Genomic DNA, 20,843 nt, shown 5'->3' with positions numbered 1-20,843 from the left:
TGTAGACTTACTGGCAGTGTGTCAGTCTGCACCCCAATGACCGTCGGAGGAGAACATGTCCAACATCGCCACTACGAAGAGAACTCGTAACTCAGCATCGTTCGCTGACGTCATCGTCTTCATCGTCTCGTTTGCCCTCTTCGTGTTCGGTCTCTACCTCTTCGGTGTCGGATTCTACGGTGCCGCTGGTACCGAGTTCTGGCTCTTCTGGGCGGGCCTGCTCGCCTCGTGCTTCGCCTTCCTCATCCCCATGGTCTATCACTGGGCCGTCGACCGTAAGGCCTGACACCCGATAGTCGCCAACAGAAGGGCCGATGCGTTGATTCGCATCGGCCCTTCTACTTGCCGCAGAGGCGCAGCCATCGTTGCCGACGACGTCCTCGCGCTGGGTTCAATCTCGACCGCGGCAGAAATCCATGATCGCCGAGGCGGCTTCGTCGGGACGCTCATAGTGGACCAAGTGCCCCACACCGGAGAGTTCGACGAAGGTGGCATCGCTGAGTCCGGCGACGAACTTCCGTGTCGCTTTGATCGGAGCGATGGCGTCCTTGTCCCCTGCGATGACGAGAGTCGGCATGCTCAGCCGGTCGCTCACCTCGGTGACGGTATGAGCGACAGAGACGTCGAAGGCCGCTGCCAGTGAAGTCCGATCGCTGAAAGTGGAGAAGTGCCGTGCATGCTGGTCGTGGATATAGCGCCGCAGTCCGCGATCTTTTGTCGTGGCCATGACCTCACTCATCGCCCGGACGATGACGGGGTTGGCCAGCAGCTGATGTCCGATCTCCTCCGGCAGCTGGGCGCCGAGGGTGTAGTAGAGGCGAGTCAGCGCTGTCAGCACCTTCGCCGAGCCTTCGAGTGCCGGGCTCGTGATCGGGTTGATAAGGACGAGCTCAGGAGCCGTCGTCGGCTGCCGGGCTGCCATATGAGCAACCAGAATGGATCCGAAGGAGTGGCCGAGAACGATCGGTGCGAGCTGCCAACGCGCGCTCACCTCGGCGATGAGCCCGACCAGATGAGCGTAGTAGCTGTCGAGACTCAGACCTCCTGGAAGAGGAGCGTTCAGCCCGAATCCGGGCAGGTCGGCGACGATGACATCACGGTCGCGGATTGTTCCTGCGATGAGGTCCATCCCGTGGTGGTCACCGCGGAATCCGTGGACCATGAGGACGGGGCGAGTGGCCGTCGAGTCTGAGGAATGCACCCACGCTGCCGTCGGGTGGCCATCGACGATGAAATCGGTGCGAGACGCAGGCGAACGACTCACTGCGCAGGTGCGGTATCCGCTGCCCGACGAGGCACGACGACGACGGGCACCGGCAGCACGCGCAGCAGTCTCCTGGCACGAGCACCGATGAAGACTCGACCGCCTCGGCCGAGCCTGCTGGAACCGATGAACGCGATTTCGCCTGGCTGGAAGTCCACGTTGGCCGCAGCATCCTCGATGTCGGCCCCGGCCTGTGACTTCACGACGGCGCGGCCCGATTCAAACATCGTGGCTGCGCGTCCGGCCAGGACCGCTCCTCCGTACTCCTCGGCGAATTCTCGGATCTCGACAGTGTCGTCGTCGGCGAGTCCGTCGCTCTCGATCAAGGACAGCAGGCGCAGGTCGACGTCGAGGGCTGAAGCGGACTTTATTGCCGCGCCGATGAGGGCTGCCGCTCCGGGCCGTGCTCCGAAGAGTGTGGTGATTCGGGAAACGGGGCCGATGTCCGAATTGCCTGAGGGAGCCAGAACCACGGGGACCTCTGAGGAGTGCAGCAATGAGGTTGCGACCGTCCCGATGCGGAACGAGCGCATCAGCGTCGTGGCACGAGCACCGATGACGATGCCGAGTGCGCCCTCGTCTCTCGCCACCTCCATCAGGCCCTTGGACTCATTGGACGAGGTGTGAATGACGCCGCGAGCAGAGACATCGTCGGGCACAAGGGCCAGAGCCTCATCGAGCCAGTCTTCAAGCTGCTGCGAGACGATCCCGGAACCGTCCTGCGGTATCGAATTGCCTGCAGTGAAGGTCGATGACTCCGGACGCACAATCGTCACGATGAGTTCGATCCCGGCGGAGCGCGCCAGTGAAATGGCCAGAGCGATGGCGTCGCGTCCACGGTCGGTGGCGATGTATCCGACGATCAGTCGTCGAGTGGGGGCAGCTGGCTGTGACATTATCTTCTCCCAAAGAGTCGCGAGTCTGAGAAGATTCTACGTCGCCATGTCACCATTCTTCGACCTCACGTTCCGGTGACTGTGGAAAGGTGATTCTGATGGAGATTGTGATTCTGAAACTTGAGTTGATCGGTGACAGGTCATCGGACTCGAACAGACCCGATTAGACGATGATTCCCATTAGCCGAAATAAAGTTCAGAAATAATGAACAGAACTCACACAGAGTTCTTCACCTGTGATAAATTCGTCAGTGCAATCACGGATTCGCATAAACTGTAGAATTGCATTTGAACACAATGAGCGCTGACGCCGCTCACACGAGATCCAAGACCAAGAAAGGAGCGCAGGAGCATGTTGAAACTCATCGCATTTCCCCATCCCCAGCACCGCTGGATCGGAATCACTGCCTGCTTGATTGGCGGACAAGGGCTCGTCGGCTGAATTCCAGCCGCCTCTTGCGTCTTTCTCCATCGGTCAGCTGAACACCGGTACGTTTCCTCCCGCAGGGTCATCGTGCTTTCATGCCGCACTCGCGCCACTGTCGGCGCTTGCTCGCAGCATCGATGCATGTCCTGAACTCGCGTAGGACACCGTCGTTCACCAGGTGCGTTCGTTCCCGGACATCACCGACCCTGCGTGTTGTGAAGCCACTCATCCGACTGCATCTGCCCCTGGGCAGGCACCGCTGTGTCGTCTGATCCTCACCGAGTCTCAGACTGTTATGCGGTCATCGATCAGTGCATTCATCTCACAGAAGTCGCTTTCATTCGGCACACTGAGCCTTTCATTCGGCTCATTGAGTTCGAACATTTTCACTAACCCTCATTTGGGCGTTTCCCCTGCCCGAAAACATTAAGGACTCATTTTGTCTACGGCATTTCCATTCACCTATCCACGGCGCATAGCGCTGAGCACCGGGCTCAAGCTGATCCAATGGGCTCGCCGCCCGACAACCACCACCGAGGATCGCCTCCAGGCCGCACGCGAACGTCGCAACGCGCAGATTCGCCAACTTGCTCGAGAGGAGCGGGTGAAGGAGCAGCGCGAACGCGACGTAGCGAAGTACCTCTACTATGTGCGGCCGATGATCTGATGCAGGTGGCCGGGACCGGGGTTCGCCCGGTCCCGGCCGCCGTCGCTGCCCCCACTCTCGTCACAGGTTATGCTCCCTCCACTGATTCAGCTCCAGTCGCCGCTTGCAGGCCCGAGTGTGGTCAGCGTCACTGTCGCCCGATTTGTCGTCCCGCGTGCACCTGAGTAATATTGAACCAGCAAGCGGGGGTATGGCGCAGTTGGTAGCGCGTCTCCATGGCATGGAGAAGGTCAGGGGTTCGAATCCCCTTACCTCCACCGTACGAAGGACCCGGTCTCATCACGATGAGACCGGGTCCTTCTTCACTTCCACGCCGCTGCTGGTGGCCCTCAAAAGCCGCGGCTCTAGGTCAACAGCCGTCTGTGGCTCTCTCAGTCAGCGACCGGCCTCGAGATTGAGCAGGGTCCGTTTCTTCCCTACTCCCCAGGCGTAACCTGTCAACGCCCCGTTCGCGCCGATCACACGGTGGCAGGGAACGATGATGCTGATCGGGTTCCGACCATTGGCCGCTCCGACTGCCCGGGCCGCCGTGGGCCTGTTGATCCACACAGCGAGTTCCCCGTATCCGGCAGTCGTGCCATAGGGAATCGTCGTCAGCGCCTGCCAGACCTCCCGTTGGAATTCTGTGCCCTGTGGTGCCAAGGGGAGGTCAAATGTCTTGAGGGTGCCGGCGAAGTACTCGGCGAGCTGCTCCCCTGCCTCGACGAACACGTTCATCTTCTCGTCGATGACCGGCTCGACACCACCAGTCGTTTCCAGTCGCTGCAGAATTTGGTCGAAGTCATCCAGGTAGAGCCCGGTGAGGTGCTCACCATCCGAGGTGAGAAGGATCTTTCCCACTGTGGACCCTATGACCGTGTAGCTCACTGTGTTCGCCGTGGGGTGGGTCAGTGTCATCGTCATTGTCTTCTTCGCTTCCGATTCGCGGTGCTGTGGGTGGCTGTGTCTGTGGGTGTGTCTGTGGGTGATTCTGCGTCTGTCCCGGTTGGTCGGTGTGATTGCGTTGCGGGCGGTACTGCCGGGGATGCCTGGGGCCGCGCGTGATGGGCCCACATCAAGTGCGTGACGTAGGACCGCCAGGGTCGTAAGCGTTCCAGCTGCTGGGCCCAGTCGGTCATGTCCGTGCCAGGACCATTGAGCTCGTCGATCGCCTTCTTGACCCCGAGATCGGAGCTGAGCAGGACATCGGGGTCCCCCAGCGCTCGCATCCGAATATAGCCAAGACTCCAGGGCCCGATTCCGGGGATCGCAAGCAGGCTGTCGTTGACTTCTGTGCGGTCGCACCCTGGCCCCAAATCGATCGAACCGTCTGCCAGGTGTGCGCTAAGCACCCGAAGCGTGTCGATCCTGCGCCGCGGCAGTGACCAATGTTCTTCCGGAATCTCAGCGATTTCGGCGGCCGTGGGAAACACTCGGTCGACGGTGCCGACCCTCAACTCCTCGGGCAGTGACTGCCCGTGGGCGCTTACCAGACGCTTCAGATGGGTCTGTGCGGCGATGACCGAGATCTGCTGTCCCAGGATCGTTCGGATGGCGAGTTCGACTGGATCGCCGGTGCCCGGAGAACGGATGCCCGGGTAGCGGTCGATGAGTTCGGAGAGTCCTGCCTCTTCCAGGGTCGCGCGCACAGCGAGGGGGTCCGCGTCGAGGTCGAGGATTCGTCTGGCTCTGGCGACCGCACTTCCGAGATCCCGGCTATCGGACAGGCGGAGGTGGCATTCGATATAGTCCCCAGCGCCCGGGGCCAGTGTCAGGACAGCCGGTCCATGCGCCAGGCGCAGTGAACGGGTGTAATGATCACCGGTGACGTCTTCGACCCCAGGGATCGCGCGCACCGCCAGATACCTGAAGAGGTGTGTATGGTCGAGAGGCGCGCGGTACGCCAGGCGAACCGTGATGCTCTGAGTGCCGTGCCGGGCTCCTGCATTGTTGCGCAAATCCCGTGGAGTGGACGAATAGACTGCGCGGAAGGTGTCGTTGAACTGACGGATGCTTGCGAAGCCGGCGGCAAAGGCGACTTCACTCATGGACAGCGTTGTCGATTCGACCAATGTGCGAGCGGTCCTGATACGTTCAGTGCGGGCGATGGCCAGCGGTCCGACCCCGAGTTCGGACTGCAGCACTCGCCCCAGCTGCCGTGGGCTGTATCCCAGCGCCGAGGCGAGCCCGGAGATCCCCGCTCGGTCGACGAGGCCATCTTGGATGAGCCTCATGGCTCGAGCCGTAACATCGGCTCGGGTGTCCCACTCCGGCGAATTCGGGCTGGCATCGGGTCGGCACCGTTTGCAGGCCCGAAAACCTGCCTCAGTCGCTGCCGCTGCGGTCTGGTAGAAGTCGACGTTTTTACGCAGAGGAGTTCTGGCCGGGCAGGACGGCCGACAGAAGATGCCGGTTGACCGAACCGCGGTGAAGAACATTCCGTCGAAGCGCCTGTCCCGCCCGGCCACCGCTTGATAGCACTGATCTGTGGTGAGCATGATGCCATTCTGCTCCCATTCCCAAGACTTTACTAGCGGTTTTCGGACACGACGGTTTCCGGGAGGATGAGCGGTACTGCGCGGACCAGGAGGAGCATGAAGACCAGTTCGATCATCGTCTGCGCAACGACCGCGGCCGGGCCGATGCCGTCTGCGGTGATGGCCCGCACGATCGGGAGCATGACCAGTGAATTGCGGGTCACGCCAGTGAATACGAGGGCTCTGCCCTGCCCCACAGACAGCGGCAGTGTCCGCGCCAGGACCCATCCGAAGCCGGTCATGATGGTTGCGAACACGACGAAGGCCGCGATGGCACCACCCAACTTCGACAGCTGTGGGGCGATCAGCGGGACCTGTGCCGCGGCGATCACGGCCAGAGTCGCCATCATCAGCAGAACCATCGATTCCGAGACGACCCGGACGGAGCGATCTACGATGCTCGATCGGCGAGAGAGCAGGCGCACCCCGATGGAGGCACCCAGCGGCACGATGATGAAGATGACGAGTGCGGCGATGAATGGCCCGGGAGTGATCGCAGCGGCTGCTGTGTCTCCCAGAGTCACCCACAGGTAAACCGGAAGCAGAATGATCTGGACGAGCATAAGCACTGGTGTCAGTGCGAGCAGACGTGTGTAGGCCCCGCCGGCCAGTTTGGTGAAGACGAGGACGTAGTCGATACAGGGGGTGAGGAGAACGATGAGGACGGGCACGACGACCGTCTCATGCAGAGGAATCACGGCATAGAGGCCGGCCACGAAGAGCGGGACGAGAACGAAATTGGTCAGGGCAACGGCGCCCAAGAACTTCATGTCGGAGAAGGAGTCTCGGACCGCATCGAACGGGATGTCGAGGAAGGTCACGAACAGGAGTGCGATGAGGCAAGGGGTGATCGCGGCTGTGGCGATCGTCGGCGCCGTTGGCAGGCAGAGGCCGATGAGGGCGCCCATGAGTATGGCGGTGAAGTACCAGAGAACCTGATGCCTAGCCAGTGACGCGAGCACGGCGGGTTGGTCAGCCGTTCTCGGGCCAGTAGTAGCTGTCAGGCAGTGCCCGCCTGCCGAAGATGGCTTGGCCCACTCGGACGCAGTTCGCTCCTTCTTCGATGGCCACCTCGTAGTCCCCGGACATGCCCATGGAGAGTTTTCCGCTGCCGATCAGCTCCGGGTCGGTCTCCTGCGCCTGATCTCGCAGGGTGCGCAGACGCTGGAAGCAGGTGCGGACACGGTCGATGTCGGAGGAGAACACCGCCAGAGTCATCAGCCCCTGGACCTTCAGGGTCGGGAACTGCGGCAGTTCGCGCAGGAAGCCCAGGAGTTCCTCCGGCGGCATTCCGAACTTCGACTCTTCAGCCGAGGTGTTGACCTGGACATAGACGTCGAGGCTGCGGCCCGCTGCCTCCAGACGCCGATCGAGAGCTGCTGCGACTTTCAGTCTGTCCAGTGCTTGGAATTCGGACGCGAACTTCGCCACGTCCCGGGCTTTGTTTGACTGCAGGTGACCGATGACAGCCCAGTCGATGTCAAGGTCAGCCATCTCATCTGACTTCCGGAAGGCCTCCTGCACCTTGTTTTCGCCAAGCTTGTGACACCCAGCGGCTACGGCCGCCCGGATCCTCTCCTGCGGGACCGTCTTGCTCACGGGCAGCAGTTCGATCTCACCGGGCTCACGGCCTACCCGCTCAGCTGCGGAGGCGATGCGCCGATTCACCTCGGCGATGTTGATCCGGAAGTCCTCAACGTTCTCAGCAGTCGAGTACTCTCCGTTGTGGTCCAGACCCTCGTCCACGCTCATATCCTCGTCCATATCCTCGTCCATATCCTCGTCCATATCCTCATGGTACCCAGAGTGTTTCAGGCAACGATCCGCGCTCGCCCGGCCGGAATCCGGTCGGTGTATTCCAGGGCATCATCCCAGGCAGCGGCGAGCCGGGGGCCGACCTCGCCCAATTGTGCCTCGGCGACCGTGTACGGCAAGCGGATCCACCTGTCCAGGCCCCCAGCAGGGGCGAAATTGGGTCCCGAGACCAAACCGAGTCCGTGTCGCCTGGCCGCGATGGCCAGCGCCCCCGAGCGGTCCTCGGGCAGTCGACACCACAGCGCCATACCTCCGCTGGGGACAATGACCTGCCACGAGGGAAGATGAGCGCGCACCTTTGCTGCGAGACTGTCCCGGGCCGCGCGCAGTTTGTCTCTGTAGTCGGCAACGATTCTGTCATGGTCGCGCATGAGTTCGACGGCGACCAGCTGCTCGAGCACAGGAGCGCCGAGGTCGAGACTCAGTCGGGTGGATGCCATCCCCTCGATGCGGTGGGCAGGAATTCGCATCCATCCGACTCGGAGTCCACCCCAGGAGATCTTACTGGCGCTTCCTGCCGTGATGGAGTCGGGCACGAAGGCCGCCATCGGGGTTGGAGTCGGTTCGCCATCAAGGCCCAGCTCGACCAGAGACTCGTCGAAGATGGGCACCACTGAATTGCGTCTGAGCATGGCCCCGAGTTCGGGCCGTTGCGCTTCGGGCAGGAGTGCACCGGTGGGATTGTGGAAGTCGGGGATGAGGTAGGCCGACCGGACCCGCGTCTGGCGGGCGATATGGTCCATGGCCTCGATGTCCCAGTGGTGCCCGGCCGAACCTCTCTCGAGAGGGTAGGGAATCAGGGAGACACCTGCGCCTTCCAGGGTTGCGATTGCGTTCGGGTAGGTCGGGCTTTCGATGAGCACCCGGCCCCGGCCCTCGTTGAGACCACGCACTGCGATGGACACGGCGCCGAAGGCCCCCGAGGTGATGAGTATCTGATCGGGATCGGTGCGGACCCCGCGCGCCGTGTAGCGTTCGGCGATGAGCTCTCTGAGCACGGGCAGTCCCGAGGGGTAGTAGCCCGTACCGGGCAGATAGGCGTGAATCTGCGAGACCGCACGTTCGTAGGCTGCCAGCAGCCAGGGCGGTGCCACAGCGGCGGTGCAGGTGAGGTCAATCTCGGCCTCGTCGGCTCCAGCAGGGGTCAGGAGGTGATCGATTCGCCCACCCGGGACTTCCGGGAGTTGGACCACGCTTCCCGAGCCGCGCCGCGTGATGACGAAATCCTGTTCACGCAGCTTCGCAAAGGCACGGGTGACCGTCGTCCGAGACAGCCCCGTCGCGGCGGCAACCTCGCGTTCGCTGGGCAGTCTGGCCCCGACCGGAATGCGTCCGTCACCGATGGCGCGCGAGATCGCGGCAGTCAGCGAATCATAGGCCGGACTGGGCCACGGCCCTATGCCGATGATGTCTGTCAACCTGGGTCCGCTCATGATCGGCGTGCTCATAGCATCCTCGCTGTGTCGATGACTCATCCACCGTGGCGGTGTCGATATGACCACTTTCTTCCAATTGGCTATTTTTTACAAGGCCAGTTCGGGAGATGATGGTGATATCAGTTGGAACGACCCGGAAAGACCTACGATGCCATCGACACCTGTACCGAAGCGCGAACTCGCGAATATCGGTCCCATCCAGCAGCTTAAAAGCGGCCGACTCCCCCGTCGATTGCCGCAGCTGCTCTTCGGCCTCTATCTCTATGGCGCCTCGATGGCCATGATTGTGACTTCCGGGCTGGGCATGATGCCCTGGGACGTCCTCCACTCGGGCATCATCAAGCACCTGCCGCTGACATTCGGCACCATCGTCACGATCACCTCGTTCCTCGTCCTCCTCATCTGGATCCCTCTCAAGCAGCAGCCCGGACTCGGGACGGTGCTCAACGCCCTCCTGATCGGTCCCGCCCTCGACCTCACACGCCTGTTCCTGCCCCAACCCGAGGAGCTGTGGTGGAACATCGGACTCCTCGCTGGTGGCATCATCCTCAATGGGGTCGCTTCGGCGATGTACATCGGCTCACAGTTCGGCCCCGGCCCTCGCGATGGCCTGATGACTGGGCTGTCGCGGGTCACCGGAAGGTCCATCCGACTGGTGCGCACCCTCATCGAAGTCACCGTGGTCATCGTCGGCTGGCTGCTCGGCGGCGTCTTCGGCATCGGCACCGCGCTCTATGCGGTGGGCATCGGACCGATCACGCAGTTCCTCCTGCCCACGTTCACTGTCGAACTCAAACCACGTCCCCAGCCCCAGGCCCGGGACTGAGGCTCAAACAGAACTCACACGCTTCGGCGTCCGTCTCCGCGTGAGCGTCGAAGAGCTCCAGCGAAGTGGATCACTCCATCGTGTCGAGGATGTCGACAAGGTCCTCAAAGGTCGTGAGCGGGTTGACGATGGCGAACCTGGCATTGGGTCGCCCCTGGTGCGAGCTGGGTACGACGAAGGCTCGCTGATCTTCGAGCAGCCGATCCGACCACTGCTGGTAGTCCTCACGGGTCCAACCATCACGTTCGAAGACGACGACCGAGAGCTCGGGTTCACGCACCAGTCTGAGGGTCGGCCGCTTTTTGATCTCAGTTCCGATCTGCATCGCAAGTTCGATCGAATGACCGATGGCTTCACGGTAGGTCTCGGCGCCGTAGCTGGCCAACGAATACCACAGCGGCAACCCACGAGGCCGCCTGGTGAGCTGGATGGCATAGTCAGAGGGACTCCACTCATCAGCCTCGGTCAGAGTGTCGAGATACTCGGCCCGCTGAGTGTGCGCTCGCCGCCCCAAGGTGGGATCGCGGTAGATGAGTGCGCAGGCGTCGAAGGGAGCGAAGAGCCACTTGTGCGGATCGACGATGACGGAATCGGCTGCCTCGACTCCGGCGAACTTGTGCCGGGCTAGAGGTGAGAGCATCGCCGCCAGCCCATAGGCGCCGTCGATGTGGAGCCAGAAGTCGAAGTCGTCCTTGAGCGCTGCGATTCCGGCGATGTCATCTATAGTGCCGAAGTTCGTCGTCCCCGAAGTTGCGACGACGGCAATGACGGCCTCCCCGTGTTCTTTGAGGGCGGCGCGGACGCCCTCTGGACGCAGGATTCCGTCCTCACCGGTAGGAACGGGAGCCACATCGACGTCCATCACAGCTGCCGCCGACGCGACGGAGGAGTGCGCTTCGGCACTGCACACGATGACCCAGCGCCCTGGCAGCTCATCGCCGAGCGAAGCCTTGCGCGCATCACGCGCCGCGACGAGGGCCGACAGGTTGCCGATCGTACCGCCTTGGACGAAGACGCCGCCGGCTGTCGTCGGCAACCCGAATTCGCCGGCCAGCCACGACAGAACTTCGTTCTCGGCGTGGACGACGCCTGCGCCTTCGAGCCACGAGCCTCCGTAGAGCGCGCTGGCGGAGACCACCAGGTCGAACGCCACAGCAGCCTTCGTCGGCGCACTCGGAATGAAGGACAGGTACTTCGGATGGTCCGTCGTAATGCAGGCGGGAGCGAAGATGTGCTCGAAGATCGCGAGTGCACGAGAAGACCCGACGCCATCCTCGGTGATGGTCGGCCCGGCCAGACGCTTGAGCTCAGTCTCGGTCGTCGGGTGATCGAGCGGAGTATCGACGGCCAAGGTGCGCCGGCGAGAATAGTCGAGGACGAGGTTAACGAGGTTCCGAGTCTCATCAGATACGACGTGCATACGCGAATGGAGATTGTCGTTCATGGGCCCCTCCAGGGGTAGGAATGGTGTCAGCAGGCGAGCATTTCGTTCCTTCGAGAATATCCGCTCCCCTCCGGTGATGAGGGACTCCCGCTCACGTAAATGCCTCCACAAGGCCGAATCTTCAATCGCAAGTCCTGATTGCATCTCAGTATTGCTTGCGCTTTGCGCATGTAAAAGATAGATTGGCCGCTATGAAGGATCGCAGCGATACCGATGCCAGCGACACCGGAAGCACCGCCGCCGATGCCACAGCACGGCGAGCCAAAGAGGCACTGCGCACCAGCGAACTGTCCCAGCGGCATGTAGCCGCGAGCATCGGAATCGATGAGACCAAGCTGTCGAAGTCCCTGTCGGGTCGGCGCCGATTCGCCACCGAGGAACTTCTCGGCCTGGCCACTGCGACCGGTGTGACGGTCAGATGGCTGCTCGGCGACGAGTCCCAGGTCTCAGCGACTCCGCTGCACTTCCAACCCAGTCACGATCGGGCCTCAGCCCCACTCCCGGATTCTTCTCCGCGCAGGCTCATCGTCGAAACCGCCTGGGATCTGTTCGCCAGCGCCGGCTACGAGACCGTGCGAATCGCGGACATCGCAGAGGCCGCAGGGGTCTCGAACGCGAGCATCCACTACTACTTCGATGGCAAGTCCGATCTCTTCGACGCAGCCCTGGAATATTCTGTGAAACTCGCCTTCGATCGGCAGACTGCCTGGCTCGACGAGATCCCCAACCCACGTCGACGACTCGAGCGTCTGCTCGAACTCCAGTCACCGATTGGCCGCACCACCCGCAGCGAGTGGTCGATCTGGCTCCAGACCTGGGCCAGGCTCGGTCTCGAGGAGGCCCATACCTCTGACTACCCGGCCCATTACGAACGCTGGTCGCACACGGTGCGCTCCACCATTGAAGCCGGTCAGTCCTCTGGTCACTTCTTACCCGGTGACAGCGAGGCCATGGCCGATGAACTCACCTCGCTGCTCGACGGCCTCGGAGTCAAGGTCCTCACGGGAATCATGGATGTCGCGACGTTCCGGCGCCGACTCTCCACCTACCTCAAACGCGCAATCATCAACCCCAACCCTGATGAGGAGTCATCATGAATCGCAAGGTCATTCTCACCTGTGCCGTCACCGGCGCCGGCGATACGGCGAACAAGAGCGAGCACGTCCCCGTCACCCCGCAGGAGATCGCCGATGACGCGATCGCCGCGGCTCGTGCCGGCGCATCGGTCGTGCACATCCACGTTCGCGATCTCGACACCAAACAGGGGTCTCGCGAGGTCGCCCACTACAGAGAGGTCGTGCGCCTCATTCGCGCCTCCGACGTCGATCCGGTCATCAACCTGACTGCAGGAATGGGAGGAGATCTCGTCGTCGATCCTCAGGACCCGACCACTCATATGCCGGGCACGGACCTGGTCAATGCCCTCGATCGCCTCCCCCACGTCGAAGAGCTGCTGCCCGAGATCTGCACACTCGACTGCGGTTCCCTGAACTTCGGCGACGGCTCGAACATCTATGTCTCCACCCCTGACATGCTGCGTGAGGGCTCGAAGAAGATTCAGACCCTCGGCGTTCGACCCGAGCTCGAGATCTTCGACACCGGGAACCTCTGGTTCGCCAATGTACTCGTCGAAGAGGGACTCATTGATCCCCCACCGCTTTACCAACTGTGTATGGGGGTCCCCTACGGCGCACCGGTCGATGCCGGGTTGCTGACTGCGATGGTGAACATGTTGCCCGCGGGTGCACAGTTCACCTCCTTCGCCATCGGCCGCAATCAGCTGCCCTGGGTTGCTCAGTCCATTCTCGCCGGAGGCCATGCCCGGGTCGGGCTCGAGGACAACCTTTACCTGGCTAAAGGGGTCAAGGCCACCAACGCCTCGTTGACCGAACGTGCCGTCGACATCATTGAGAACCTCGGTGCCGAGGTGGCCACGCCTGACGAGGCCCGTCAGATCCTCGACCTGCGAGTGCAGACACCGATCGTGACGGGAGCCGACCTGTGAGCGCGACTGACACTGCTGCCTCCTATCCCGAATTCGAGTCGATCACCACGGTCACCTGCATCGGAGCCGGCACCATCGGCGGCGGCTGGGCCGCATACTTCCTGGCCCAGGGCTTCACCGTCAGGGTCTGGGATCCCGCACCGGATGCCGCCGAGAAGCTGAGTCGGCTCATCGACGCAGCCTGGCCCGCGCTGGCCGAACTCGACATGGTCACCGGAGCGGACAGAAACGCGTGGACTGTGCACACGGACCTCGGCGAGGCTGTGGCGGGCACCGGTTTCGTCCAGGAGTCCGCCCCCGAGGACCTTGACCTCAAACGCAAACTCCTGGCCAGCATTGATGCCGTCTGTGATGAACATGTGGTCATCGGTTCCTCCACCTCGGGTTACAGCATGACCGAGATGGCAGTGGATGCCCGCCATCCCGAACGCCTCGTCGTCGGACATCCGTTCAACCCTCCCTATCTCATCCCCCTCGTCGAGGTCGTCGGTGGTGAGTCCACCGACGTCACAGCAATCGACTGGGCGGCCGAGTTCTATACACGCATCGGCAAGTCCGTCATCAGAATGGCCCATGAGGTCCCTGGGTTCATCGCCAACCGACTCCAAGAAGCGCAGTGGCGAGAGGCCCTGCACATGATCGACCAGGGTGAGGCGACGGTGGAACAGATCGACCGGTCGATCACCGACGGTCCCGGTCTGCGCTGGCCGTTCCAAGGACCGATGCTCACCTTCCATCTGGCCGGTGGCGAGGGCGGAATGGCCCATATGCTCGACCACTTCGGTCCCTCGCTGAAGTCCCCCTGGACCCGCCTCGAGGCTCCCGAACTCACCCAGAAGCTGCGGGACGACGTTGTGGCCGGCTGCGATATCGCCGCCGGAGAAAAGACGATTCCCGATCTCATCGCTACGCGAGACGCGGGCATCATCGCATTGCGCAGACTCACGGCCGGACTCGATGCGGGACAAGAATCGATACCACGAGTCACCTCGGCGGATGAGGGAGCGGGAGAACCGGGAAGCCTCGGAACTTATCGGACCCAGGTCATCTCTGACTGGATTGACTACAACGGCCACATGTCCGAAGCCTTCTACGTTTTGGTCTTCGGTTTCGCCACAGATCAGGTGATGGATCAGATCGGTCTCGATCGGGCACATCGCGAGGCACATTCCACCTCGCTGTACACCGTCGAATCACACATCCGCTACCTCGACGAGGTCAGCCTCGGCGCGCAGCTCGAAGTTACCCCCACTCTCGTATCAGCAGGGGGAAAGAAGCTGCACCTGGCCTATGAGATGCGAGTCGACGGACAGCTCGCCGCGACCGAAGAGATCATCGCTTTGCATGTGGACCAGACAACTGGGGTCACAGCACCGTTTCCCAACCAGGTGAGGGAACGCGTCGAGAGGATTCGAACCGGGTCCCCAGACTGGGTCGGTCGACAGCTGAAATGAGTTCAAACCGGCCCCAGTCCCCCACACAACAGGAATCCAGAAGTCAGGCACGTGCGGGGAAGCTATTCTGGTGACCATGAGCACACGTAAGAGCACACCGACGGCCATTGAGTTCTCCACACAGCTGGAAGTCATCAACGACAGGCCGATCCTGCGCCTGCCGGCCGATTCCAGCGCGAAGCTGCCCTCTCGCGGTCAGGTCGCCGCGAATGGGCAGATGGGCGGGGTCGATTTCACGACAGTGATAGAACCCGACGGCATGCGCGGGCATTGGATCAACGTCACCGACGAATTGTCGGTACAGCTGGACACGGACAATGCCGACAGCGTGGACGTGTCACTGACTCCGACGAAGGAGTGGCCGGAGACCTCGATTCCTGATGACTTCGGTGCGGCGCTTTCCGACTCACCCGAACTCACCGAGGTGTGGGCGGGGCTGACACCGATGGCGCGGTGGGAATGGGTGAGGTGGATCCAAGCGACTAAGAATGCCGACACCCGCGCCCGTCGCGTTGAGGTGGCGATCTCAAAGCTGGAATCCGGGAAACGTCGGCCCTGCTGCTTCGACCTGGCCTCATGCACCGACCCAGAACTGGCGAAGAGCGGGAAGCTCCTCGGCATCTCCTGATATCTGTGCCAATCAGTCACGTCCAGGTGCACCTGCAGGTGCACGTGACGGGTGCAGGCCCAGGTGCACAATCGTGGCAGTCGGGGTCAGCGCGGGGTCAGAGACTTCGGGCGTACAGTCAGCGTCATCACCGCACCGAGGATCGAGACCAGGGATGCGGCCGCGAAGAGAAGCCAGAACCCACCGACGAGAGCAACGAGTCCCGCCCCGAGCAGGGGTCCGACGAGTTGTCCCAGTGCGGCGGAATTGTTGACCATGCTCAGGTCGCGGGCATGGTCATCGGGATCGAGCAGCAGGTCGGTGGCGAAGGCCAGGCTCACGGCCATGTACGCACCGTAGCCGGTGCCCATGATGGCAGCAGCGATCGTGGTGGTGACGAATTCGGGGCTGATGAGGATGATGACTCCCGAACAGGCCTGCACCAGCGCCGAGGTGATCGTCCAGAATCGACGATTGCCCGAGCGGTCCGATATGGCGCCCAGCACGATGGACGCGATGACGACGAAGACCGTGTAGATGACGATCAGGACGAGCAGCTTGTCTTCGGCAGTGTCGGCCGGAACCCCGATTCCGTAGATGAGGAAGAAGAGGAGCAGCGAGGTTCCGAAGGCGTTGCCCACGTTGACGACGAACCTCGACACGAGCAGCCATTTGAAATTGTGGTCGAGCAGCGACGATATCCGAGCACGAGTGATTGGTTCACGACCGGCGTGCTGGGTGAGAATCCTCGGATGTTCGGGAGCCGGGTCGGGCAGCAGAATCGCAGTGGCGATTCCGACGGCGGTGATGATTCCGGCCAGTAGCGCATAGGAGGCACCGAGTCCGAGTCCCAAGAGCACGACCGCTCCGACTCCGACGACGATGCCGACGGCCTGGGCGGAGCTCGCCGCTGCCGATGCTGTTCCCCTCTGTGAGTCGAGCTGATCGGCGATGAGTGCGGTCAGCGCCGCTGAGGCGATGGCCACTGAAACGGAGACGACGATCCAGGCAGCACCGACGAACAGTGGTCCATGTGCCCATCCGGTGAGCAGGAGGCCGATTGCGGCTCCCACCGATCCGCCGATGGCCCAAGGGCGACGGCGGCCCCACCGTGAGCGAGTGCGGTCTGAGAGGCTCCCGGCGATCGGGGCGGCGATGATACCGGCGAGTCCACCTGCTGAGAGGACGACTCCGGACCAGACGACTCCGTGCAGCCAGTGTCCGCTTTGGGTGTCGAGCTGCAATGGCAGAAGCAGCTGGATGGGAGTCAGCTGGATCGTCCAGATGGCCAGCCAGGCGAGGGTGAACCACACCATCCAGAGGGGCCCGACCTTCTTACTCGGCCACTGACCGGATCCCGGCTGGATTGCGCTCATGCCCGAACCGCGGCGATGAGATTCCGATACCACTCATACGACGACTTAGGTGTTCGCTGACCGGTCGTCATATTCACATGCACCAAACCGAAGCGCTGGGTGTATCCGTCCGCCCATTCGAAGTTGTCCAGCAGTGACCACACCGTGTACCCGGCGATGGGGACACCGGCCGCGATTGCCTCAGTGAGCGCCAGAAGGTGATCATGCAGGTAGGCGATGCGCTCGTCATCGCGAATCGGTTCGGTGCATTCTTCGGGTTCGGGAAAGGACGCGCCGTTTTCAGAGATCACGATGGGAGGCAGGGACGAGCCGTAGCGAGTGCGCATATCGATGAGGAAGTCTCGGAGTGTGTCGGGTCGGATCGGCCAGAGTGGTCCGAACCCGGTGGTCGCGGCACCCGGTGTGGGCACCATGTCGAAGGGCAACGGCCCTTCGTCGACACTGCGCACCGTGGTCGGGTTGTAGTAGTTGAACCCATAGACGTCGCAGGGTGTTGAGATCAGTTCCATGTCTCCGTCGCGGATCGGCATCTGGACTCCGAGTGCCTCGAGGTCCGGATACTCTCCGAGGAGCAGTGGGTCGGCGAAGAAACGATTGAAGATGAGGTCGAGAGTCGTCGCAGCGCGGTGATCGGCGTCCTCATCAGTCTCGGGGAGGATGAGGCTGTGATTGATTGCCGGTGCCACCTGCTGGGCTCCGTGTTCACGCAGGATCGTCGCTGCGGTGCCATGGGCCAGGAGTTGGTGATGGACCGTGGGCAGCGCGTCGAAGAGCATCGTGTGCCCCGGTGCGAGTTCTCCAAGTGCATAGCCCTGAAGCGAGGTCGAGGCCGGTTCGTTGATCGTGTACCAATGGCGGACACGATCGCCGAGGCGGTCCGCCACGGCATCGACATAGTCGCCGAAGCGATGAACAGTGTCCCTGTTCAACCAGCCGCCCGCTGCTTCAAGTGCAGTGGGCAGGTCCCAATGATAGAGAGTGGGTTCCGGTGTGACTCCGACACCCAGAAGCTCGTCGACGACGCGATCGTAATAGTCCAGGCCGGCTGTGTTGGGCTTCGTCCCAGCCATACCATCGGCGATGATACGGACCCAGGAGATGGAGAATCGGTAGCGGTCCACGCCGAGACCGGCCAGCAACGCTGCATCCTCAGCGCTGCGGTGATAGCTGTCGGGTCCCGGGTCTGCGGTGCTGGAGTCGATGACATTGCCTGGCTCATCAACGAACTCATCCCAGATCGACCGCCCTCGGCCGTCCAGTGTTCGTGCGCCCTCGATCTGGAACGCGGAGGTGGCTGTTGAGAAGCGCAGACCGCTCAATGTCTGCAGTGCCCGTGGGGCAAACTCCGGTGTCACTGCCATTCTCAGAATATGTCATGGAAGAGGCCCTGCCGCAAGACGGTGGCCAGGGTGAACACGGGAATCACGCGAATCTCAATCCCAAGTTCAGTTCTCCGTGTCAGAGGTGCGGATCTCAGCGCGAGACTTTGGTCCGATCCTTCGCGATGTTCCATGACATCCACACGAGCGGAACCTGCAGCGGCAGACGGGCGAGGGCGATCGCACGTCCACGAGGATTGTGCCAGTGCTTCTTCACCGTATAGATATTGGCAGGGTAGACCGCGACCATGAGTACAGCGGCTGCCATTCCGCCCAGTCGGCGTGTGGGTGGCAGCGCCAGGAGAGTCGCGCATCCGAGTTCGGCGACACCACTGGCGTAGGTGATGAAGCGTGGATCACCCAAACGGGGCGGAACAATCGAATCGAAAGTCTCGGGTCTGAAGAAGTGTGTGAGACCGGCAAGCCCGAGAATTCCGGTCATGGTCGCTGATTGTCGCCGCACTGCCTGTGGCTTCATCTCGCGATCACCTCTGCGCATATGCGAAACCATTCTGTGGAGCTTAGGGGAATCGAACCCCTGACCTTTTCATTGCGAACGAAACGCTCTACCAACTGAGCTAAAGCCCCTTCGTTCTTCACTTTACGCCGAAGGTCCCGTCGTGCACAAAACGGCGTCCTACCAGCGCAGGTCCGGCATCGGTTGACTCGCTGAGGCAGGCGGTACAAGGTGGAAGAAACCCCCTCGAGGAAGGACAGACAATGGCTCAGGAATTCGGAACCGTCATCATCGGTGCAGGAATCGGCGGCGGAACCGCAGTCGAGGCTCTTCGCGACGGTGGCTACACCGGGTCGATCGCTCTCATCGGCGCCGATCCGGCAGCCCCCTACTACCGTCCGGATCTGTCGAAGAATGTCATGCTCGAAGGCTCGGATCCTGCGGAGTCCGCGCTGCGTGGTGAGGACTGGTACCCCGCCCACGATGTTACGACGTTCTTCGGCACCACGGTCACAGGCCTGGATCCCCAGCAGCAGCGCCTCACCCTCGACAACGGCGAGAACCTGGTCTACGGACAGGTGATCCTGGCGACCGGTGCCACCCCGCGCACCCTGGATGTTCCGGGTGCCGATCTGGGCAATATCCATACCCTGCGCGATGCCGGTGATGCCGTGGCCATCCGCTCGCAGCTCAGTCGGGGCAGCAAGGTCGTCATCATCGGAGGCGGCTGGGTCGGCCTCGAAGTCGCTGCGGCTGCCCAGAATGCCGGCAGCGATGTCACCGCCGTCCTGCGTTCGACTCCCCCACTCAAGTCGGCCCTCGGGAAGGAGATCGGCGAGTACTTCGAAGAGCTGCACAAGGCCAACGGCATCAAGTTCGTCACCGAGGCTGAGACCAACGGGTTCTCGGGAACGAAGGCCGTCGAATCCGTCAAGACCAGTGCCGGTGACCTTCCTGCCGACCTGGTCGTCGTGGGAATCGGTGCAGATCCCACCATTGACCTTGCCGTATCTGCTGGTCTGGAGACCGATAACGGCGTCCTCGTCGATGAGCATATGCGCTCCAGCGATGCCAATATCCTGGCCATCGGTGACATCGCGGCGGCGCAGAACACGCTGCTCAACCAGCGTCTGCGCGTTGAGCACTGGGACAACGCGGTTCGTCAGGCCGAAGTCGCAGCAGCGACCATCACCGGTGGAGACAAGGAATACGACTGGGAACCCTACTTCTACACCGACCAGTACGATCTCGGCATGGAGTACGTCGGCCACGGCTCAAGTGACGATGACGTCGTCATCCGCGGCGACAAATCAAGCGGGGAGTTCATTGTCTTCTGGACTCGCGGCGGAGACGTCACCGCCGCAATGAACGTCAACATCTGGGATGTCGGTGACGAACTCCGGGCACTCATCGGCAAGAAGGTGTCCGCCGCACAGCTGCAGGATCAGTCGATCGAGCTCACAGACCTCTGAGTTCGAATCGTCCTGCCATGGAGTCACTCTTCGCCGACGAGGCCTTCGACCGCCGCCCCCGTGTCATCGCACCGGGGGCGGTGTGGGTACCGGGGTTCCTCGATGCCGCTGCTCAGACCTGGATCATCCGGCAGTACGCGAAGTGGCAGTCGGGACCGGTGCCGGCACATGCGACGTCGATCGCCGGGCATCCGATGAGTGTGAGAACCATCGGCCTCGGCTGGCACTGGCAGCCCGGCCGCTATGATCGGCACGCGCGTGACGTCAACGGCCAGCGCGTCCTGTCGTTCCCGGATTGGATGACTCGCCTGGGCCGCCGAGTCGTCTCCCACGCCGCCGAGGTGGTCGCCGATGATCCCGACTCCCCCACTGATGCACCCAACCTGTGGGGATTTCTGCCCGAGGAATACAGTCCCGATGTGGCGCTCGTCAACTATTACGACGGTCAGGCGAAGATGGGAATGCACCAGGACAAGGACGAGCTCGATCCCGCTCCTGTCGTGTCACTGTCCCTCGGTGACACCTGCATCTTCCGGTTCGGCAACACCGACAACCGCAACAAGCCCTATGAGGACATTCGTCTGGCCTCCGGCGATGCCTTCGTCTTCGGAGGGCCCGCCCGCTTCGCCTTTCACGGGGTGACGAAGATCCTCGACGCTACCGCACCCGAGCACGGACGGCTGGATCACCTCGGCGGGGGCAGGATCAACATCACGATGCGCACCACCGGCAGGAACTAGCCTGTCGGGGTCCCGAACTCAGCTGCCAGGACCCACCAAGCTCAGGCCCAGCTCTCGGATGA

Annotated in this window: 20 protein-coding genes and 2 tRNA genes; 10 read left to right on the top strand and 12 right to left on the bottom strand. The window is 62.2% G+C overall.

Annotated elements, in window-relative coordinates; translation table 11 throughout:
• The first annotated feature begins 55 nt into the window (after positions 1 to 55).
• Positions 56 to 286 carry a hypothetical protein gene (locus INT29_RS14715; RefSeq protein WP_101574614.1) on the top strand — a complete coding sequence of 77 codons (231 nt, stop codon included), beginning with the start codon at positions 56 to 58 and terminating at the stop codon, positions 284 to 286.
• A gap of 105 nt (positions 287 to 391) precedes the next feature.
• Here INT29_RS14715 and INT29_RS14710 read toward each other — a convergent pair whose 3' ends face one another.
• Positions 392 to 1,264, bottom strand: coding sequence for an alpha/beta fold hydrolase (locus INT29_RS14710; protein ID WP_101574613.1), 873 nt, complete (start codon positions 1,262 to 1,264; stop codon positions 392 to 394).
• Positions 1,261 to 2,160, bottom strand: coding sequence for a universal stress protein (locus INT29_RS14705; protein WP_101574612.1), 900 nt, complete (start codon positions 2,158 to 2,160; stop codon positions 1,261 to 1,263). The genes INT29_RS14710 and INT29_RS14705 overlap by 4 nt, the downstream gene beginning before the upstream one ends.
• 866 nt (positions 2,161 to 3,026) lie before the next feature.
• On the opposite strand from INT29_RS14705, the gene INT29_RS14700 reads away from it, so the two are divergent.
• Positions 3,027 to 3,254 (top strand): hypothetical protein, encoded by a 228-nt coding sequence (locus tag INT29_RS14700; protein ID WP_193072081.1) that lies wholly within the window; start codon positions 3,027 to 3,029, stop codon positions 3,252 to 3,254.
• Between the two features lie 184 nt (positions 3,255 to 3,438).
• Positions 3,439 to 3,511, top strand: a tRNA-Ala gene (locus INT29_RS14695).
• 118 nt (positions 3,512 to 3,629) lie between these two features.
• On the opposite strand, the gene INT29_RS14690 is transcribed toward INT29_RS14695, so the two are convergent.
• Genes INT29_RS14690 through INT29_RS14670 form a run of 5 tightly spaced genes read right to left on the bottom strand, consistent with a single transcriptional unit; the run spans position 3,630 to position 9,033 of the window.
• Positions 3,630 to 4,157 carry a methylated-DNA--[protein]-cysteine S-methyltransferase gene (locus INT29_RS14690; protein WP_319020915.1) on the bottom strand — a complete coding sequence of 176 codons (528 nt, stop codon included), beginning with the start codon at positions 4,155 to 4,157 and terminating at the stop codon, positions 3,630 to 3,632.
• Positions 4,154 to 5,731 (bottom strand): DNA-3-methyladenine glycosylase 2 family protein, encoded by a 1,578-nt coding sequence (locus INT29_RS14685; RefSeq protein WP_193072079.1) that lies wholly within the window; start codon positions 5,729 to 5,731, stop codon positions 4,154 to 4,156. Before INT29_RS14685 ends, INT29_RS14690 begins: the two co-directional genes overlap by 4 nt.
• A 32-nt stretch (positions 5,732 to 5,763) precedes the next feature.
• Complete coding sequence (locus tag INT29_RS14680) at positions 5,764 to 6,732, bottom strand: arsenic resistance protein (protein WP_193072078.1); 969 nt, start codon at positions 6,730 to 6,732, stop codon at positions 5,764 to 5,766.
• A 10-nt stretch (positions 6,733 to 6,742) separates the two neighbouring features.
• Entirely contained in the window at positions 6,743 to 7,558 is an 816-nt protein-coding gene (locus tag INT29_RS14675) for a YggS family pyridoxal phosphate-dependent enzyme (protein WP_226842058.1), read from the bottom strand.
• A gap of 23 nt (positions 7,559 to 7,581) precedes the next feature.
• Positions 7,582 to 9,033 (bottom strand): PLP-dependent aminotransferase family protein, encoded by a 1,452-nt coding sequence (locus INT29_RS14670; RefSeq protein WP_226842056.1) that lies wholly within the window; start codon positions 9,031 to 9,033, stop codon positions 7,582 to 7,584.
• Positions 9,034 to 9,169: 136 nt separating this feature from the next.
• Between INT29_RS14670 and INT29_RS14665 the strand changes: the two genes are divergently transcribed.
• On the top strand, positions 9,170 to 9,847 hold the full coding sequence (locus INT29_RS14665; RefSeq protein ID WP_101574607.1) for a YczE/YyaS/YitT family protein: 678 nt from the start codon (positions 9,170 to 9,172) through the stop codon (positions 9,845 to 9,847).
• Between the two features lie 70 nt (positions 9,848 to 9,917).
• Here INT29_RS14665 and INT29_RS14660 read toward each other — a convergent pair whose 3' ends face one another.
• Positions 9,918 to 11,291: a pyridoxal phosphate-dependent decarboxylase family protein gene (locus tag INT29_RS14660; RefSeq protein ID WP_101574606.1), complete on the bottom strand. Its 1,374-nt coding sequence runs from the start codon at positions 11,289 to 11,291 to the stop codon at positions 9,918 to 9,920.
• Positions 11,292 to 11,482: 191 nt separating this feature from the next.
• On the opposite strand from INT29_RS14660, the gene INT29_RS14655 reads away from it, so the two are divergent.
• From INT29_RS14655 to INT29_RS14640, 4 genes are all read left to right on the top strand, one after another.
• Positions 11,483 to 12,388 (top strand): TetR family transcriptional regulator C-terminal domain-containing protein, encoded by a 906-nt coding sequence (locus tag INT29_RS14655; protein WP_193072077.1) that lies wholly within the window; start codon positions 11,483 to 11,485, stop codon positions 12,386 to 12,388.
• Positions 12,385 to 13,296, top strand: coding sequence for a 3-keto-5-aminohexanoate cleavage protein (locus INT29_RS14650; protein ID WP_101574604.1), 912 nt, complete (start codon positions 12,385 to 12,387; stop codon positions 13,294 to 13,296). Before INT29_RS14655 ends, INT29_RS14650 begins: the two co-directional genes overlap by 4 nt.
• Positions 13,293 to 14,750: a 3-hydroxyacyl-CoA dehydrogenase NAD-binding domain-containing protein gene (locus INT29_RS20665; protein ID WP_193072075.1), complete on the top strand. Its 1,458-nt coding sequence runs from the start codon at positions 13,293 to 13,295 to the stop codon at positions 14,748 to 14,750. The genes INT29_RS14650 and INT29_RS20665 overlap by 4 nt, the downstream gene beginning before the upstream one ends.
• Positions 14,751 to 14,826: 76 nt before the next feature.
• On the top strand, positions 14,827 to 15,378 hold the full coding sequence (locus INT29_RS14640; RefSeq protein ID WP_193072073.1) for a YdeI/OmpD-associated family protein: 552 nt from the start codon (positions 14,827 to 14,829) through the stop codon (positions 15,376 to 15,378).
• 86 nt (positions 15,379 to 15,464) lie between these two features.
• Here the strand turns inward: INT29_RS14640 and INT29_RS14635 are convergent, their stop codons facing one another.
• The 4 genes from INT29_RS14635 to INT29_RS14620 form a co-directional block, all read right to left on the bottom strand.
• Positions 15,465 to 16,733 carry an MFS transporter gene (locus tag INT29_RS14635; protein WP_226831278.1) on the bottom strand — a complete coding sequence of 423 codons (1,269 nt, stop codon included), beginning with the start codon at positions 16,731 to 16,733 and terminating at the stop codon, positions 15,465 to 15,467.
• Positions 16,730 to 18,094, bottom strand: coding sequence for a GH1 family beta-glucosidase (locus tag INT29_RS14630; RefSeq protein ID WP_193072071.1), 1,365 nt, complete (start codon positions 18,092 to 18,094; stop codon positions 16,730 to 16,732). Before INT29_RS14630 ends, INT29_RS14635 begins: the two co-directional genes overlap by 4 nt.
• A 112-nt stretch (positions 18,095 to 18,206) precedes the next feature.
• A complete protein-coding gene (locus INT29_RS14625; protein ID WP_101556364.1) occupies positions 18,207 to 18,554 on the bottom strand; it encodes a DoxX family membrane protein in 348 nt (115 codons plus the stop codon).
• A gap of 73 nt (positions 18,555 to 18,627) precedes the next feature.
• Positions 18,628 to 18,700, bottom strand: a tRNA-Ala gene (locus tag INT29_RS14620).
• Between the two features lie 132 nt (positions 18,701 to 18,832).
• Between INT29_RS14620 and INT29_RS14615 the strand changes: the two genes are divergently transcribed.
• Both INT29_RS14615 and INT29_RS14610 read left to right on the top strand, forming a co-directional pair.
• Entirely contained in the window at positions 18,833 to 20,041 is a 1,209-nt protein-coding gene (locus tag INT29_RS14615) for an NAD(P)/FAD-dependent oxidoreductase (protein ID WP_096162113.1), read from the top strand.
• A gap of 17 nt (positions 20,042 to 20,058) precedes the next feature.
• Positions 20,059 to 20,781: an alpha-ketoglutarate-dependent dioxygenase AlkB family protein gene (locus tag INT29_RS14610; protein WP_193072069.1), complete on the top strand. Its 723-nt coding sequence runs from the start codon at positions 20,059 to 20,061 to the stop codon at positions 20,779 to 20,781.
• The last annotated feature ends 62 nt before the right edge of the window (positions 20,782 to 20,843 follow it).

The sequence above is a fragment of the Brevibacterium sp. FME37 genome (assembly GCF_014897485.1).
Classification (GTDB): Bacteria; Actinomycetota; Actinomycetes; order Actinomycetales; family Brevibacteriaceae; genus Brevibacterium.
This window is presented reverse-complemented; position numbering and strand designations above follow the sequence as displayed.

Coding starts and splice junctions, on each gene's coding strand:
- INT29_RS14715 (WP_101574614.1), top strand. CDS start 56: ATGTCCAACATCGCCACTACGAAGAGAACTCGTAACTCAGCATCGTTC.
- INT29_RS14705 (WP_101574612.1), bottom strand. CDS start 2,160: ATGTCACAGCCAGCTGCCCCCACTCGACGACTGATCGTCGGATACATC.
- INT29_RS14690 (WP_319020915.1), bottom strand. CDS start 4,157: ATGACGATGACACTGACCCACCCCACGGCGAACACAGTGAGCTACACG.
- INT29_RS14685 (WP_193072079.1), bottom strand. CDS start 5,731: ATGCTCACCACAGATCAGTGCTATCAAGCGGTGGCCGGGCGGGACAGG.
- INT29_RS14675 (WP_226842058.1), bottom strand. CDS start 7,558: ATGGACGAGGATATGGACGAGGATATGGACGAGGATATGAGCGTGGAC.
- INT29_RS14670 (WP_226842056.1), bottom strand. CDS start 9,033: ATGAGCACGCCGATCATGAGCGGACCCAGGTTGACAGACATCATCGGC.
- INT29_RS14665 (WP_101574607.1), top strand. CDS start 9,170: ATGCCATCGACACCTGTACCGAAGCGCGAACTCGCGAATATCGGTCCC.
- INT29_RS14660 (WP_101574606.1), bottom strand. CDS start 11,291: ATGAACGACAATCTCCATTCGCGTATGCACGTCGTATCTGATGAGACT.
- INT29_RS14655 (WP_193072077.1), top strand. CDS start 11,483: ATGAAGGATCGCAGCGATACCGATGCCAGCGACACCGGAAGCACCGCC.
- INT29_RS14650 (WP_101574604.1), top strand. CDS start 12,385: ATGAATCGCAAGGTCATTCTCACCTGTGCCGTCACCGGCGCCGGCGAT.
- INT29_RS14640 (WP_193072073.1), top strand. CDS start 14,827: ATGAGCACACGTAAGAGCACACCGACGGCCATTGAGTTCTCCACACAG.
- INT29_RS14635 (WP_226831278.1), bottom strand. CDS start 16,733: ATGAGCGCAATCCAGCCGGGATCCGGTCAGTGGCCGAGTAAGAAGGTC.
- INT29_RS14630 (WP_193072071.1), bottom strand. CDS start 18,094: ATGGCAGTGACACCGGAGTTTGCCCCACGGGCACTGCAGACATTGAGC.
- INT29_RS14625 (WP_101556364.1), bottom strand. CDS start 18,554: ATGACCGGAATTCTCGGGCTTGCCGGTCTCACACACTTCTTCAGACCC.
- INT29_RS14615 (WP_096162113.1), top strand. CDS start 18,833: ATGGCTCAGGAATTCGGAACCGTCATCATCGGTGCAGGAATCGGCGGC.
- INT29_RS14610 (WP_193072069.1), top strand. CDS start 20,059: ATGGAGTCACTCTTCGCCGACGAGGCCTTCGACCGCCGCCCCCGTGTC.